This is a genomic window from Enterococcus sp. 4G2_DIV0659 (assembly GCF_002140715.2).
GTDB classification, from domain to species: domain Bacteria; phylum Bacillota; class Bacilli; order Lactobacillales; family Enterococcaceae; genus Enterococcus_L; species Enterococcus_L mansonii.
In genome coordinates this window covers 1,364,500-1,381,355 of the sequence record NZ_NGLE02000001.1, presented here as the reverse complement: position 1 = coordinate 1,381,355, position 16,856 = coordinate 1,364,500, and the positions used below count along the sequence as shown (strand labels likewise).

The window sequence follows — 16,856 nt, the reverse complement described above, 5'->3', positions numbered from 1 at the left end:
TGCTACACTTTGTTTTGACCCCATAAAATCCTAGGAGTTAAAGCTTCAAGGATTGAAAGTTTTTTGAAAAAAGATAAAGTCCAGTTGTGACAAAAAATGTCACTCTCAGATTTCCCTATTTTTCTGTCAGAACTGAACGTGCCTGCTCAGCTTTTAAAAATTAGGAGGATATTAAATGACAAACAAGTATGAATTCCCAACATCAACACTTATCGCAGTGAATGGTGTGGAGCTAGAGATTTTTGAAGCTGGACAACAAAATTATGGACGACCTATTGTTCTCTGTCACGGATGGCCCGAACATGCTTTTTCTTGGAGACATCAAGTCACGCCTCTTGTAGAAGCAGGGTATCACGTGATTATTCCTAATCAACGAGGTTACGGGGAATCTTCTTGCCCTAAAGAGGTCACAAAATATGATATTGAACATTTAACGGGTGATCTTGTAGCTCTGTTAGATTACTATCAGTACGAAAAGGCCATTTTTATGGGGCATGATTGGGGAGCAAGTGTTGTTTGGAGCATGGCGTTGCTACATCCAAAACGTGTTCATAAAATGATTAACCTATGTTTACCGTACCAAATTCGAGGTGAGAAACCTTGGATTGATTTTATGGAAGAATTTTTTGGAGATAATTACTATTTTGTTCATTTTAATAAACAACCAGGTGTTGCAGATGCTATATTGGACGAAAATGCCTCACAGTTCCTTCATAACTTATATCGAAAAAACGTACCCTCACAAGCTCCTGGTGAAGGAATGGAAATGATTAATCTAGCTAAAGCAACCAAGCCATTAGGTGAACCTGTGATGAGCGATGATGAGCTTGCTGTTTATATCAAAGCCTTCAATAAGAATGGCTTCACTCCAAGCATCAATTGGTACAGAAATTTAAATCGTAATTGGCATTTATTAGCTGAGGTATCTCCTATTCTTCATCAGCCAACATTGATGGTTTACGGCGAGAAAGATATTATTCCACCACTTCCAAACATCAAAGACTTTGTACCTAATATAGACATTAAGAGTTTAAATGTTGGTCATTGGATTCAAGAGGAAAAATCTGTTGAACTTAATCAAGTGATTTTAGAATGGTTAGAAAATGAGTGAAATCCTATTTTCAGTAATCAAATAGAACGGATTGATCGGATATTCATTCCCAAAAAGTTAGAAGAATTTAGATCGTGTTTTTTAAGAAAAAACAATGAATCAAGTCTGACTGACACATACAAAATTATAGAAGATAAAAAATATGAGGAAATTTCGTTTCCTAAAAACTTAGATCAAGGAGGACTTTATGCGTTTAGATAAATTTTTAGCGGATACCGGTGTTGGCAGCCGTAAAGAAGTCAAACAATTATTAAAAAAGAGTTTAGTCGCAGTGAATGGAACGATCGTTAAAGATGGAAAAATGCACATCAATGAAAACGAAGATACAGTGACATTTTCTGGAGAACAGCTTACCTATCAGCAATTCTACTACTACATGCTGCACAAACCTCAAGGAGTTATTTCAGCAACAAAGGACAAAAGGGATCAAACGGTGATCGACTTATTACAGGATGAAGATTTTAGAGAAGATTTATTCCCTGTGGGGCGACTTGATAAAGACACAGAAGGCTTATTACTTTTAACGAATGATGGACAATTGGCTCATCAATTACTGTCACCCAAAAAACATGTAGACAAAGAATACTTTGCAAAGGTTGCAGGAATAATGACAGAGGCAGATGTTCAACAATTTGCCGCTGGATTTGCTTTAACCAATGGAGAAGTGGTCAAACCTAGTACACTTACCATTGAGTCGGTAGATGAAATAAACGAAGAATCATCGATCCGTTTAATCATTCAAGAAGGAAAATTTCATCAAGTAAAACGCATGGTGGAAGCTGTGAATAAAAAAGTTGTGTATCTCAAGCGATTGCGTATGGGGGATTTATGGCTAGATGAGCGCCTAGAATTGGGTGAATATAGAAGCCTGACAGGAAAGGAACTTGAGCGGTTAAAAGGGAAAAAATAATGAATGAAACATGACTAGAAATGTAATCGAAGTTGTCGATTTCAAATGAAATCACAACATTCATTACATTTTTTTGACGGAATCATTCTTGTCGGGATATACTGCTAATGACAAAGCAGTTAGTAGGAGGGGTAAAATGAATGCCATTGAGCTAAAGGGTTTGACTAAGTTGTATAAAAAGCAAGCAGCGATCGACCATCTCGATTTGTCTGTTGCGCAAGGTGAAATCTATGGGTTTATTGGTCCAAATGGGGCTGGAAAATCAACAACAATAAAAACCATGCTGAATTTTATTTATCCAGATCAAGGAACAGCGACAATCCTTGGTTTAGACAGTGTAAAAGAAGCAAAAGAAATTAGAAAACGAACAGGTTATGTTTCTAGCGATGTTCGCTTTTATCCGAATATGACCACGTTGGAAGTCCTTAAATACGTGGCTGAGTTTCACCAACTTCACAATAGCAAACAACAAATTGATTATTTTATTGATTTATTTGATATTGATGTGGAGAAAAAAATGTCAGAGCTATCGTTAGGAAATAAAAAGAAGATTGCTGTGGTTGCAGGGATTTTACCTAATCCAGAATTATTGATTTTAGACGAACCAACAAATGGTTTAGACCCTTTGATGCAGCATCGCTTGTTTGAAGAACTAGAAAAATACAATAAAAAAGGCATGACGATTTTCTTATCGAGCCATGATTTAAATGAAATTCAACAATATGCTCACCGTGCCGCATTTATTCGTCAAGGACAGCTTATTACTGTTCAAGATATCACCCAAGAAAAATCATTAGGTAAGGTAATTACATTGATTGGCGATCATATTCCGTTGTCTTTGTTTGAAAAAATAGGTGCAGCGATTTTGAAACATCAAGGGAACGAAACTCGTTTATTTTATGAAGGTGATTTACATGAGGTATTGCCATTACTAAGTGATGCGTCGATCAAAGATTTTACCATCACGAATCCAGAATTGGAAGATCAATTTATGGCATTGTATGAAGGAGGGCAAACAAAATGATTACCGCTAAAATTGAAACTAGATCATTGATTAAAGGATTGATTATTTGGACGGTTCTTTTTGCAGTAATCATTTTTGGATTTAGTGCCGTCTACCCCCAAATGCATAACTCTGCAATGAAAGATCTGCTGGATGCTAAGCTTACAGGGTTGTCTCCATCCTTATTAAAAACATTCAATATTAGTGTAGATGGACAAACGAGTTTTTTAGTCTCTGTGGGCTTTTTTGCTTATTATTTTCAATATCTATTTTTAGCGGCAGCCATCTATGCGATGATGCTAGGTAGCCAAGCGCTAATTAAAGAAGAAACAGATGGAACGATTGAATTTTTATATGCTCAACCTGTCACGCGAACAGGAATCGTTACCAGTAAATTGGTGAGTAATGTACTTGTTTTAACTGTTTTTTGGCTTGTCTCATTTGGGGTTTCCTTAGGTTCGACAATATTGTATCGTCAATCGACAGATTCTACTGAAACAATTATTCGTGGAATCAGTAAACTATTTTTTCAAGAAAGTTTGATTCTGCTCTTTTTTCTAACCTTAGGATTCTTGGTTTCAACGTTTATAAAGTCAAGCAAACAAAGCACAAGTATTTCTTTAGGGATTGTGTTTGGTTTTTACTTGATTGGCGTTTTTTCTGATTTGAATGATTCCTTTAGTTGGGCTAAAAATATTTCTCCAACACATATGGGGATTCCTAGTAATTTGCTAGATAAAGGCTTAGCAACAGGACATATCGTGCTGTTAATTGTCTTGATTGCTTTATTTTTAAGTGGGACATATTTAATTTATCAACGAAAAGATTTAAATGTATAAATAAAGACGAGAGAAAATCAATAGTCGTTTCTCTCGTCTTTATTTTTTGAATGCTCAAATCGCTTCATATAAGTGGGTAAATGTTTGCTGAGCTCAGTTGGGAGAACGACATAATTTTCCTTACCCAATTCTTCTCCAATTAAGCTATGAAGATAAACTGCTGCACAGATGGCTGCTTCTTTCTCTGAGAATTGAGCCAAAAATCCAGTAATCATTCCAGCTAAAGTATCCCCCATTCCCCCTGTTGCCATTGCAGGTGTCCCTAATGGATTTTTGTAGTGTGTGTCGTTGGTATAAATTTCTGTTCGGTGACTTTTTAAGACAATCGTTGCATCTAGGCGTTTTTGACCCATTCGATTGTGTTCAACGGTTTGCTCAGCGAGACTAAATCCGCTTAATCGTTCCCATTCCATTTGGTGAGGAGTAAAAACAACTTGCTTTGGATAGTTTAGGGAATAATGATTTTGAGCAAACAATGTAATCGCAGAGCCGTCTATCACAAGCCACTGGGAAGCGTGTTGGGCGTGTAAGACATGCTTTAATATTTCCTGGCTGTGTGGATCTAAACCTAAGCCAGGACCAATCAAAATCACATCTGCTGTATTCAGTAAATCATTTAATTCATGCGTAAGCATCCAATCAAGCACCATAGCTTCAGGTAAACGAGCATGAAGTGCTGCGTGGTTTTTTCCTGCTGTCACAACGGATGTTAAACCGCAGCCAGATTTGACACAAGCTTCTGCGCTCATGATGATTGCACCGCCATAGGTATCATTTCCACCAATTAAGACCGAACGTCCGAAGGTTCCTTTATGAGCATTTTTCGGTCGAGGCTGGATGACTGCACTCAAATCTTCTTGTGTTAGTACGTTCATTTTAATCCTCTCCTTTGGTGAGTTAACTTTAGTATAAAGCTGTTTTAACGTAAGAGCAAAATATTGCAGAAAAAATTCTTCTCGCCTTTTTCTTTTACCCAAGTTAGTGGTATGATGGGAAGGTAGAATAATGAATTGGAGTGACTAAAAAATGACAATTGATTGGCAAAAAGAAGTAGACGCACGTAAAGATGCGTTATTAGAAGATTTACAAAATTTATTACGCATCAATAGTGAACGTGATGACGCAAAAGCAACGCCAGAAGCACCATTTGGACCAGGACCTGTAGCTGGTTTAAAACATATGTTGGCGTATGGCGAACGTGATGGTTTCGTCGTGAAAAATGTAGATAACTACGCTGGACATATCGAATACGGTGAAGGCGATGAAACATTAGGAATTTTTGGACATATGGACGTGGTTCCTGCTGGTGATGGCTGGGATACAGATCCTTACGAGCCTGTCATCAAAGATGGTAAAATCTTTGCACGTGGGTCAAGTGATGATAAAGGACCAAGTATGGCGGCATACTATGCGCTAAAAATCATTAAAGATTTAGGTGTACCATTGTCTAAAAAAGTTCGCTTTGTCGTTGGTAGTGACGAAGAAAGCGGCTGGGGCGATATGGAGTATTACTTCAAACACGAAGAAACACCTGACTTTGGATTCTCACCAGATGCGGAATTCCCAATCATCAATGGTGAAAAAGGAAATGTTTCTCTATATGCTCGTTTTGGTGGATCAAGCGAAGGCGATTATGTGTTAGAAAGCTTCAATGCTGGTTTACGTGAAAACATGGTTCCAGGCACGGCTACTGCTGTGATCACGGTTCCAACTGCTGAAGTGGCTGAAAAAATGCAAGGCGCATTTAGCGTTTTTGTGGATGAAGAACCAATTTCTGGCGAATTAGAAGCAAATGGTACAACAGTAACAATCAAAGTTGTCGGAAAAGGTGCACACGGCGCTAGTCCACAATCTGGGATCAATGCAGCGACATTCTTGGCCGCATTTTTAAACAGCTATGCCTTTGCTGGTGCAGCGAAAGAATTTATCCAAGTAGCAGCAACACTTGTTCACGAAGATTTCTATGGTGAAAAATTAGGCGTAGCCTTTGAAGATGCTAAAATGGGCAAATTAACAATGAATGCTGGTTTATTCGTCTTCAAGAAAGATGCTGAAGAAGGCAACTTTATGAGCTTGAATTTCCGTTACCCTAAAGGAACATCAGCAGAACAATTAGAAGCTGGTGTGAAAGCTACAGCAGGTGCAATCGGTGCAGAAATCGTTCAAGGTGGACGCAACCAAGAACCACATTATGTGCCAGCGGATGACCCATTGGTTGAAACATTATTACAAGTGTATGAAGATCACACTGGTCAAAAAGGCCATGAACAAATCATCGGTGGTGGAACATACGGACGTTTACTAAAACGTGGTGTGGCTTATGGTGCAATGTTCCCAGGTTACACAGATACAATGCATCAAGCCAATGAATTTATGGCATTGGATGATTTATTCCGTGCAACAGCTATTTATGCGGATGCGATTTATCGTTTGGCTAAATAGTAAACATCAAAGATTGTGTGAATTGTTTTTCAGTTAATCTTTATAGATAAAATTGATTACATTAAAAATAAGGTAGGATATCGCTAACGAAACTAGTGATATTCTACCTTATTTTTGGTTTAAAGAACGAAAATCTTCAGCCGATGGTCATTTTTTTGAATTTTGGGTGAAAATATGTAATCCCATAAAAATGATAGAGGTCACGTACTTATATGTTGTTAAAAAACGCTTACTTGTTGTTTTTATGTTTAGAAATCAAGGTATTATGACTAATGATATCTTGACTGAAACAGGTTGAGCTGATCAATATAAGAAACTTTTCTAATAAAAAAATTGTATGAGAGAATATTGATTTCTTCTATCTCTCCACTAAATAGTTAAAAGAAAGAAGGGCGTGTAAGATTAATGAAAAAATTTTTTCAGATTTTAAGTGTCTTCCTTTTTTAATTTCCCGAACGTACCAATCGGTACAATGCGAGCAAGTAAATTAAATAAAGTAACACCTGAACCCACAGAAGGTGCTAAAGGCTATAGTTCAGGTATTGAAGTGGCGGATATGTCTGGGTCTGCTAAGGGCTGGAATGTAAAAGTTGCTATGACAACACCACTGCAAACAACTGAAGGGAAAGAATTAAAAGGCTGGGAATTGTATATTCCAACTGAAAAAATAAAATCTGCTGGTTTAGAAACTAACGAGGTCATTGGACATGCGGTCACATTGACGAAAGAAGGAGCAACTGGAACAGTCTTTCGTGCAGTGCAGGGGAAAGGAAAAGGCCGATTTGCAAACATATTTGAATCCTATACAGAAGCAGCAGCAACAGAAGAAGGACTTACTCGTAAAAAAGGTGTCCAACTGACTGTTCAAAATGGAGCATACAAAGGGGCATACCAAGGCAAATTGACTTGGACATTACAGAATGTGCCAAATTAAACAATTTGATGAACTATTTTTAGACAAATGATTAAAACCTGACAGACAGTTGTCAGGTTTTTTTCTGTAGAATAGAAACAAGTCGTTAGATACAAATAACATTTTCAAGTATACTTATAAACATACTGAAAAATAATGAAAGATTACCTAAAGATAAATAGTATACGCATACAAGAAAAAATGAGGTGAACAAATGATTAAGTTTCAAAATGTATCTAAAAAATACCACGATCAATTGGTATTAGAAAACTTCGACATTTCAATTAAAGATGGTGAATTTTTTGTATTAGTAGGCCCGAGTGGAAGTGGAAAAACAACCACTTTAAAAATGATCAATCGGTTGATTGAACCAACGGATGGGGATATCTATTTTAATGACCGCAGACTAATTGATTACAATCTAAAAGATCTACGCTTAAAAACTGGCTACGTTTTACAGCAAATCGCACTTTTTCCTAATCTAACCGTTGCAGAAAACATCGAATTGATTCCAGAAATGAAGCGCTGGAGCAAAACGAAAAGACGGGAAAGAACAGAAGAGCTATTAAAAAAAGTCAGCTTGCCTCCAGAAGAATATCTTCACCGAAAGCCTGCTGAATTATCTGGTGGTGAACAACAACGTATTGGCATCTTACGAGCAATTGCGGCTAAACCAGATATTATCTTGATGGATGAACCATTCAGCGCGTTAGATCCAATTTCCAGAGGGCAACTCCAATTATTGATCAAAGAGTTGCATAAAGAATTAGCAAGTACCGTTGTTTTTGTAACCCATGATATGAATGAAGCCTTACTTTTAGGTGATCGAATTTGTGTGATGAAAGAAGGAAAAATCGTTCAAACAGATACGCCAGAAGCAATCAAGAATCACCCTGCTAATGAGTTTGTAGCACAATTCTTCCAACATGAACACACTAATTTGGCGAATTATTGTGTAGAAAACTTAGTAGAATCTGGATTGATAGAAGATGGGCAAGTAGCTAGTGAGACCACCGTGAATTTAGGTACGGATTTACCAAGTGTGATTCGTTTACTTATAGAGGGGAAAACGGTTGTACTAGTTGACGAATCTGGTCCAGTTGGTGAAATTACAGAGCGAATGATTTTACGTTTTATAGAGACGAAGATAGAAAAAGGTGATCAATAATATGGGAAAACTGATCGAAACATTTGCGGCCCGTAAAGAAGAGTTTATTCAAGCGGTTGTAGAGCATATCCAATTGTCTTTACTGTCCTTGCTGATTGCAATTCTTATCGCAATTCCGTTAGCTATTTTACTAACGAATTATAAAAAAGTGGCTGAATTTGTCTTACAAATCACAGGGATTTTCCAAACGATTCCGTCACTAGCATTATTAGGATTATTGATTCCATTAATCGGTATCGGCAGTCCACCAGCCATTGTGGCTTTAGTGATTTATGCGTTATTTCCCATTTTACAAAATACCTATACAGGCTTGACCGAAATTGATCCTTCACTGGAAGAAGCGGCCGAAGCTTTTGGGATGAACAAACGGGAAAAGCTAATCAAATTTGAATTGCAGTTGGCGTTGCCGTATATCATTTCAGGCATTCGCACAGCAACAGTGATGATCATTGGAACAGCTACCCTTGCGGCATTGATCGGCGCAGGTGGTTTGGGAACGTTTATTTTACTGGGAATCGACCGAAACAATGTGTACCTGATTTTGATTGGGGCCATTTCTTCTGCTGTCTTGGCTGTCCTGTTTAATTTTGGGATTCACTTATTAGAAAAAGCCACGGTTAGACGAATCATAGCAGCCTTCATGGTCTTACTTGCCTTATTAGTGGGTTCATTTGTTTACACGCATCAAGAAGCAGAAAAAAAAGAGATCACCGTTGCAGGGAAATTAGGCGCAGAACCGGATATCTTGATCAACATGTATAAAGAATTGATCGAAGCAAATAGTGACATCCATGTAAACTTAAAATCAAACTTCGGAAAAACCAGTTTCTTATTCAATGCCTTAAAATCGGGTGAAATCGATGTCTATCCTGAGTTTTCGGGAACCGTTCTTGAAACCTTCTTAAAGGACAATAAGAACACCTCCCACGATCCAAAAGAAGTCTACGAATATGCACGAAATCAAATCAAAAAACAAGAAAATATGGATTATTTAGAACCAATGCGTTATCAAAATACCTATGCTGTTGCGGTGAAACGATCATTTGCAGAAGAAAATGGACTGAAAACGATTGAGGATTTGAAAAAAGTTGAGACTCAGTTAAAAGCTGGCTTCACGCTAGAATTTATCGACCGTGAAGACGGGTATAAAGGGTTGCAAAAATTGTATAACTTGAATTTTGATGTGAAGTCGATGGAACCATCCTTGCGTTATCAAGCCATCAATAATGGGGATGTTAATGTAGTGGACGCTTATTCGACAGATAGTGAATTGAAGCAATATGATTTGGTGATTTTAGAAGATAACAAAGAACTCTTTCCACCGTATCAAGGAGCGCCATTGTTGAAAGCTGAGACACTTAAGAAATATCCGGAATTAAAAGAATTATTGCAACCATTAGTTGGTAAAATCACGGAAGAAGAAATGAGTGAGATGAATTACCAAGTGAATGTGGAGCAAAAAGATCCAGCGACTGTTGCACATGATTATTTAGTGGAGCATAAAATGTTGGAAAAATAGTAATTGATAAAAGAGCAGATATAACGAGGGAGGTGAATCGCTATCTTCCTCGTTGTATCTGTTCTGACTATCATAAGTTGTTTTTTGTATGCTTTATAAGGTATAATAAAAAAGAAGGTAATCATTTTTATGATGATTACAAAAAAAGTCAGTGCGGAAACACTGACTCTTTAGTTGAATTTTGGCTAAAGCTCGAAAGTGTAATACATTGCCACTATCTTACTTTAGCGGGTCAGATAGTGGCCTTTTTTTACCTGAAAATCAAAGTGATAAAGATTTTAATCACTTCAACTATATAGTGAGCCACTAGCGTGACAACTATTTTTGAAGCGATATCTTTTAACAAATCTTTCAAGGACCGCTTTTCCAATGCACTAAAGCAGGACAAAAGCGATAAAGACATATCTTTATGGCATCAACTCCTTTTTCAGAGCTTCAGCCGTTATTCAACTAGTTATAGTATATCAAAAAATGTATCGATAGTGTATTAAATATTTTACAAAAATTAGTATGATAAGTTGCTTTCTAAAGACTTTATAAGGTATAATTAATGAGAAGGTAATCGATAATTATTACGATTACAAAAAAGCCAGTGCTGATAACACTGACTCTTTAGTTGAATATTGACTAAAGCTCGATAAGACGAATTGCCACTATCTTACTTTAGCGTGGAAGATAGTGGTCTTTTTTTACTCAAAAATAGAAATGATAAAGATTTTAATCCCTTCGACAATATAGTAAGTCACTAGCGTGACAACTATTTTCGAAGCGATATCTTTTAACAAATCTTTCAAGGACCGCTTTTCCAATGTACTAAAGCAGGACAAAAGCGATAAAGACATATCTTTATGGCATCAACTCCTTTTTCAGAGCCTCAGCCGTTATTCAACTAGTTATAGTATATCAAAAAATGTATCAATAGTGTATTAAATATTTTACAAAAATTAGTATGATAAGTTGCTTTCCAGAGACTTTATAAGGTATAATTGACAAGAGAGTAATCGATAATTATTACGATTACAAAAAAGCCAGTGCTGATAACACTGACTCTTTAGTTGAGTTCTGACTAAAGCCCGATTGTTTAATGTTGCCACTATCTTACTTTAGTCGAGCAGATAGTGGTCTTTTTTTACCTAAAAATCAAAGTGACAAAGATTTTAATCCCTTCGACAATATAGTAAGCCACTAGCGTGACAACTATTTTTGAAGCGATATCTTTTAACAAATCTTTCAAGGACCGCTTTTCCTATGCACTAAAGCAGGACAAAAGCGATAAAGACATATCTTTATGGCATCAACTCCTTTTTCAGAGCCTCAGCCATTATTCAACTAATTATAGTATATCAAAGATTACATCAGAAATGTACTGAATATTTGACAATGATGTTAGTAAATAGGGTTGATTTTGCAAGTGAAAAATGGAATAATAACGAGGAAACAGTCAGCCTTTGATAATAAAGCTCTGATCGAATGCTATGTAATAATCTGGTAGATAGCATTCCTTTTATGCATTGACTCGGGCAACTTGATTGTTCAGTGTATGCTGATTATATTCGGCTTCAAAAAGGTTGGTTACTGCCTAGCCTTTTGAGGTGTCGGCTGTTTCCTCGTTATCATCGTGCTGAAACGATCTGTCACAACATGAAATGGCTTGCCTCGTCAAAGTAAGCACAAACACACAGACGTTTACAGCAGTTTCTAAAGATGAGCAAAACGTCAAACGTGCTTCCATCCTTAGAGATAGAACGAAAAAAAACGGTTTCGGACACCTGCCGAAACCGCGCTAAGTACAATTAAGAAGCATTGAACTGTTTTTGTCGTTAAACTCAGAACATCAGAAAAAACACTAGTAATTTCATGAAATATTGAGTAAAATAAAAACAGTCAATGAAAATTGACTAAGGGCAACTTGTACGATCAGGTCGTGCTGATTGTATAAGGCTCTGTGGGATGACGACCAATCTTCCTGCAGAGTGCCTTTTTATTTTGTCTAGCTGAACGAAGTTCGTTTGGCTAGATTTTTTTCGTTCTATCTCATTCCATTTTAATTTAAGTGAGGTGGAGAGTCAATGGGGGAATGTAAGTTTGTGTGAATAAATTTTGTTTTAGAAATAATATAAGTTTATTTGGGATGTAATATATAACTTTTCGTTTGTTTTTGATATAATGATGAAGAGTTTATCATTGGATGGTGATAATAAATGATAAAACGAACAATAACAGCACTTCTTTGTTTCAGCATCATTTTAACTGCTTGCAACAATACCTCTTCAAAAAAAACCGAAGTCAAAGAAGCTCCTACAGAAAAAAGCGAAGCAAAAGTCACAACTGAAAAAGAAAAAACACCAGAAGTCAAAAAAGAAAAATACTATTCCTACCTAGACGAAGTTGATCGTTCCAACGTACAATCATCAACAGTAGAATCATTTCTAATGTACGATAATACCAACCCAAGAAGCCTTCAAGAAAACACAAACACTATTTTCTTAGCGCGGGTAACGTCTATTGATAAAGCAGATGTAGACGCCGATCTTGCTGAAACTGACAGTAACAGCATATTACCTGATACGTACGGAAAGCTAGAAGTATTGAAAAATATCGAAGGAACAACAGAAAAAGAAGTAGCATTTATCCGTTCAGGCGGTGTTATCAAAGAAAAAGATCGCTTTAAAAATGCCGAAAAAGAAGAAGTAGACAAACACAATCGTTTGAGAGCAGATTCAGGTCGACCTCCTATTACTCAAAGTGAAGATTGGGTGGAAGTAAGAGAAGGTGGCGATATCGAACTTCAAGCAGGCGAGGTATATTTGTTCTTTGCAACATATAGTGAAGAAAGAAAAGCTTATATTTTAGAAGGTTATCAATATGGTGCTTTGCTATTAGAAGACCAAGAACAACCAATTACAAGAACACATTCTCTCCCTAATGAGATTGGAAAAACATGGAAAATCAAGAATGTTTCTACAGGTGAGGAACAAGATTTAGGCGGGTATTTAAAAAATGAGTTAGGAATTGAGATGAAGGAAAACTAAGTCAACAAAAATAAAAAGGAATGAGATAAGAACAGGAGTGTTTAAGTCTGAGAAGCAAGACGAAATTGTTTCTTTTCTCACAGTGCATTCATTTTTTAGGTGGTTGGGATATTGACTCATAGAGTGATGGCCCAACCACCTCTTTATCTTTAATCTATCAACCGATTGATTTCGCTAATAAAAGATTTTGAAAGAGCATGAGTTTTAGGTTTTTGTTTCACTTCGACAATAAAATCATTCGCTTTTAAAAATTCCATAGCTGTATTTATTTTTTTTCTGCCTACTTCACAAATATCAAGAAAGTCTTTATCTTTAATATTATCACCTGCGGCAGAAAATAAATAATCTTGGGAAAGGATGAATAAAATATTATATTGAAGTTCATTTAGTTCTAAGGTATCTAAGTAGGCAATGATTGTCTTTAAAGAATTGATTCCTAAAACTAAGTTATCAATAATATTTTCTTGTCCTTTTGATAAGAGTTCAAACATTTCAATGATGAAAAGTGTCAATTCACCATGATTACGTGGATGTGATACTTCAGAAAATGCGGTACCATAAACGCCTTTTTGTTTTTTTATTGAACTACTAAAACTTATTGCTGAAAGAAAATCTAGTTTTCTAGATAAATAAGAACAAGCAATGAAACGTCCTAATCTACCATTCCCATCGTAAAATGGATGGATGTATTCTAAATAATAATGAGAGGTTATGCATTTTTCAAGAGATGGAACTTCATGATTATTCATGAAATTAACAAGGTTTTGGAGAGCATTAGATATGTCTACTTCGGTTGTATTTTGATTTCCTATACCTTCATGTACATGTTTGCCGTTTTTACTTATATATACTTTATTTGTTCTGAACAATTTTCCATCTGGTAAATCATTTTTGTCTATTTCGGCATCGAGAAGAGCATCATAAATCGTGCGGATATCTTCGATTGTTTTAATCTCGCTATATTCACTATCTTGGAATTTCATATATAAATTTACTAAACCATGAAATCTTTTGTTCTTTGTTAGGTTTTCTTCAACTTCAGCAATCGCTTCTCCGATTTCCTTTCGAGTACTGTGTATTCCTTCTATATCATTTGTTGCTTTGATTTCTTCAATCAAATTGTTAAAGAAAACCTTTTTTTGAGCAACAGGGGGAAGATTTCCCATTAAACTGGTTATCTTTTTAGAATTTTCGTATAATTTTTCTCTGAGAAAACTGATTTCTTTTATAGGAAGATAAAACAGTTGGAAATTTTTGTCGTATTGTTTTTGCTCCCTTGAAAAAGGATTAATATGAAACGGAAGCTTTACTGCAACAAAATTATTAGTACGTTTCATAACTTCATCGGAATATTTAACGGGGTCATCATAACTATATTTCCTTAGGTGTTTATAAGTCATAATAAATCTCCTTTTTTCGTTCTGTATTTTAACAAACTATATCAAAAGTAGAAATACAAGTCAATATTTCTTTGATAATAAGTATATCAAAATAAAAAATCATAAAACGCCCAATATTCTCCTTAAATTCTGTCAAATTTTCAGAAAGTCTAAGTGCTTGGTATTTAGGGGTAGGAAAAACAGATTTCTAATTTGAATAAATTAGCGCTAAAAAATGATGATACTTCTATAATAAATTTAGCTTTAAGTAATCAGGATTTTGTTTTTTATAATGGATGCAAAAGTGGTGATAACACTTTTCTCATAATAAAGTAATTTTTACCAAAAAGAAATGCAAAATCTGCCAACTTTCGCTATAATAAAGAAAATAACCAAAACAGGAAGTGGAACCATGAAAAAAACAGATCGACAACGGTTAATCAAACAACTAATCACAGAAAATGAAATAGAAACCCAAGACGACCTGATTGCACTTCTTGAACAATCAGGTGTCAAAGCAACTCAAGCGACTGTCTCAAGAGACGTTCGTGAAATGAGCATCGTTAAAACCCATGGGTCAGATGGTCGAGTGAAATACGCCTTATTCTCGCAACAACAAGCTTCTAGCAGTGAAGACAAACTAAAAGAATCTGTCAAAGATTCAGTGATTCGTATGGAACGTGTCCAGTTTATGGTGATTGTCCATACCGATATGGGAGCAGCCGATGTGGTGACGAACTTTTTAGACGAAGTCAGCTACGAAGAAATTGCAGGAACTGTTGCAGGAGTCGATACAATCATTATCATTGCTCGCTCAGAAGAAGACGCAAAAGCGGTCGTTGCACGTTTTGAAGCGATGATGGATTAAGTATAGCCAATCAAAAAATGAAGGGAGATTTGGTTACATGGATTTGAAAGCGTTACAAAATGGGTCGGATATCAGAGGAATAGCGGTAGATCATGAGGGAAAAACAGCGAATTTAACCTCAACACAAGTCGGGAAAATCGCAGTAGGGATGGTTTATTGGCTTCGTGATGAAAAGAAGTTAGTTGAAAAGCATCAATCAGGAAAATTAAAAATCGGTATCGGTCATGATAGCCGTATTTCAGCAGATAGCCTAAAACAAGCATTGCTCGACAGCTTCGTTGAGCAAAATATCGAAGTGTTGGATTTTGGTTTAGCCACAACGCCAGCCATGTTTATGTCCACTCAGTTTCCTCAATATGATTGCGATGCGGCGATCATGATTACAGCGAGTCATTTGCCTTATTATTTTAATGGATTGAAGCTATTCACAAAATCTGGTGGTGCAGAAAAAGCGGATATTGCGTATATTTTAGCACATGCTGACGAGCCGGCACTTAAAGCGAAAGGAACTGTAACCAAAACCTCGATTTTAGAAGATTACTCCGCTGATTTAACTGAGAAAATTCGTAAAGGGATGAAAACGACAGAAGAAAAACCTTTATCTGGTTTTCATATTATCGTAGATGCAGGAAACGGGGCGGGCGGTTTCTTTGCAGAAAAAGTCTTAGCCCAACTTGGCGCGGACATCACAGGTTCTCAATTTTTAGACCCTGATGGCATGTTCCCCAATCATATTCCCAATCCTGATAATAAAGAAGCGATGGAAAGTATTCAACAAGCTGTTTTGAGCAATAAGGCCGATTTAGGTGTGATCTTTGATACAGATGTGGATCGTTCTGCGGTGGTGGATGCCTCTGGTGAAGTGATCAACCGAAACAACCTGATTGCTGTTTTAGCAACGATTGTTTTGGCTGAATATCCAGACAGCAGCATTGTGACAAATTCTCCAACATCAAGTCATTTAAAAGCCTTTATCGAATCTCTAGGCGGCAAACAAGTGCGCTATATTTCTGGCTATCGGAATGTCATCAATAAAATGATTGAACTTAATGATGAAGGAATCAACACGCCGCTAGCAATCGAAACAAGTGGACATGCGGCTTTTAAAGAGAATTACTATTTAGATGATGGAGCGTATGTTATTGCGAAAATTCTGATGCTACTTCCTAAACTAAGAAAAGAAGGATCAACGCTTGGTGAGTTGATTAGTTCCTTAAAACAACCAGCAGAAACCCAAGAATTACGTTTTGAGATTTTAGCAGATCATGTTCGTGAGTATGGGGAGCAAGTGATCCGAGAGTTAAATGCTTTTGTGACAAGTCATAGCGGTATGAATGTCGACCCAGAAAATCATGAAGGAATTCGAGTAAATGTTTTTGATGAATATGGTAGTGGTTGGTTTTTACTGAGAATGAGTTTGCACGAACCGCTGTTAGTCTTGCAAGTCGAAAATGATCAAGTTGGAATGAATCAAGCCGTTTTCAAAGAATTAGCGGGTTTCTTTAAAAACTATAAACAGTTAGACTTAGCGAAATTAAATGAAGTATTGAATAAATAATAAAGAGGTTGAGACCAAAGTCGATTAGGTTCGAGCAATTGGAGTAAAAATCGAACAATACGCTTCTTGTATTGCTCGAATTTTGCGAAATTGCCGAAGAACCTGGCTTTTGTC

General features: G+C 36.4%; 13 protein-coding genes. 11 read left to right on the top strand and 2 right to left on the bottom strand.

What is annotated here, in order from left to right:
- The first annotated feature begins 175 nt into the window (after positions 1 to 175).
- From A5880_RS06420 to A5880_RS06405, 4 genes are all read left to right on the top strand, one after another.
- On the top strand, positions 176 to 1,111 hold the full coding sequence (locus tag A5880_RS06420; RefSeq protein WP_086331039.1) for an alpha/beta fold hydrolase: 936 nt from the start codon (positions 176 to 178) through the stop codon (positions 1,109 to 1,111).
- A gap of 187 nt (positions 1,112 to 1,298) precedes the next feature.
- Positions 1,299 to 2,021, top strand: coding sequence for a pseudouridine synthase (locus A5880_RS06415; protein ID WP_086331040.1), 723 nt, complete (start codon positions 1,299 to 1,301; stop codon positions 2,019 to 2,021).
- A gap of 136 nt (positions 2,022 to 2,157) precedes the next feature.
- Positions 2,158 to 3,045 (top strand): ABC transporter ATP-binding protein, encoded by an 888-nt coding sequence (locus A5880_RS06410; protein WP_086331041.1) that lies wholly within the window; start codon positions 2,158 to 2,160, stop codon positions 3,043 to 3,045.
- Entirely contained in the window at positions 3,042 to 3,863 is an 822-nt protein-coding gene (locus tag A5880_RS06405; RefSeq protein ID WP_086331042.1) for an ABC transporter permease subunit, read from the top strand. The genes A5880_RS06410 and A5880_RS06405 overlap by 4 nt, the downstream gene beginning before the upstream one ends.
- A 17-nt stretch (positions 3,864 to 3,880) precedes the next feature.
- Here A5880_RS06405 and A5880_RS06400 read toward each other — a convergent pair whose 3' ends face one another.
- Entirely contained in the window at positions 3,881 to 4,738 is an 858-nt protein-coding gene (locus A5880_RS06400; RefSeq protein WP_086331043.1) for an NAD(P)H-hydrate dehydratase, read from the bottom strand.
- Positions 4,739 to 4,889: 151 nt separating this feature from the next.
- Here A5880_RS06400 and pepV point away from each other — a divergent pair, with 151 nt between their 5' ends.
- From pepV to A5880_RS06375, 5 genes are all read left to right on the top strand, one after another.
- Positions 4,890 to 6,305 (top strand): dipeptidase PepV, encoded by a 1,416-nt coding sequence (pepV, locus tag A5880_RS06395; RefSeq protein ID WP_086331044.1) that lies wholly within the window; start codon positions 4,890 to 4,892, stop codon positions 6,303 to 6,305.
- A gap of 430 nt (positions 6,306 to 6,735) precedes the next feature.
- On the top strand, positions 6,736 to 7,239 hold the full coding sequence (locus A5880_RS06390) for a WxL domain-containing protein (RefSeq protein ID WP_256924825.1): 504 nt from the start codon (positions 6,736 to 6,738) through the stop codon (positions 7,237 to 7,239).
- Between the two features lie 193 nt (positions 7,240 to 7,432).
- Positions 7,433 to 8,386 carry an ABC transporter ATP-binding protein gene (locus A5880_RS06385; protein WP_086331046.1) on the top strand — a complete coding sequence of 318 codons (954 nt, stop codon included), beginning with the start codon at positions 7,433 to 7,435 and terminating at the stop codon, positions 8,384 to 8,386.
- Position 8,387: 1 nt separating this feature from the next.
- Positions 8,388 to 9,905: an ABC transporter permease/substrate-binding protein gene (locus tag A5880_RS06380; protein WP_086331047.1), complete on the top strand. Its 1,518-nt coding sequence runs from the start codon at positions 8,388 to 8,390 to the stop codon at positions 9,903 to 9,905.
- Between the two features lie 2,201 nt (positions 9,906 to 12,106).
- Positions 12,107 to 12,937 (top strand): hypothetical protein, encoded by an 831-nt coding sequence (locus A5880_RS06375; protein ID WP_256924826.1) that lies wholly within the window; start codon positions 12,107 to 12,109, stop codon positions 12,935 to 12,937.
- A gap of 149 nt (positions 12,938 to 13,086) precedes the next feature.
- Here A5880_RS06375 and A5880_RS06370 read toward each other — a convergent pair whose 3' ends face one another.
- Positions 13,087 to 14,337: a Fic family protein gene (locus A5880_RS06370; protein ID WP_086331048.1), complete on the bottom strand. Its 1,251-nt coding sequence runs from the start codon at positions 14,335 to 14,337 to the stop codon at positions 13,087 to 13,089.
- 391 nt (positions 14,338 to 14,728) lie between these two features.
- Here A5880_RS06370 and argR point away from each other — a divergent pair, with 391 nt between their 5' ends.
- Both argR and A5880_RS06360 read left to right on the top strand, forming a co-directional pair.
- Positions 14,729 to 15,184: an arginine repressor gene (gene argR / locus A5880_RS06365; protein WP_086331049.1), complete on the top strand. Its 456-nt coding sequence runs from the start codon at positions 14,729 to 14,731 to the stop codon at positions 15,182 to 15,184.
- A 37-nt stretch (positions 15,185 to 15,221) separates the two neighbouring features.
- Positions 15,222 to 16,742 (top strand): phosphohexomutase domain-containing protein, encoded by a 1,521-nt coding sequence (locus A5880_RS06360; protein WP_086331050.1) that lies wholly within the window; start codon positions 15,222 to 15,224, stop codon positions 16,740 to 16,742.
- Positions 16,743 to 16,856 lie beyond the last annotated feature (114 nt).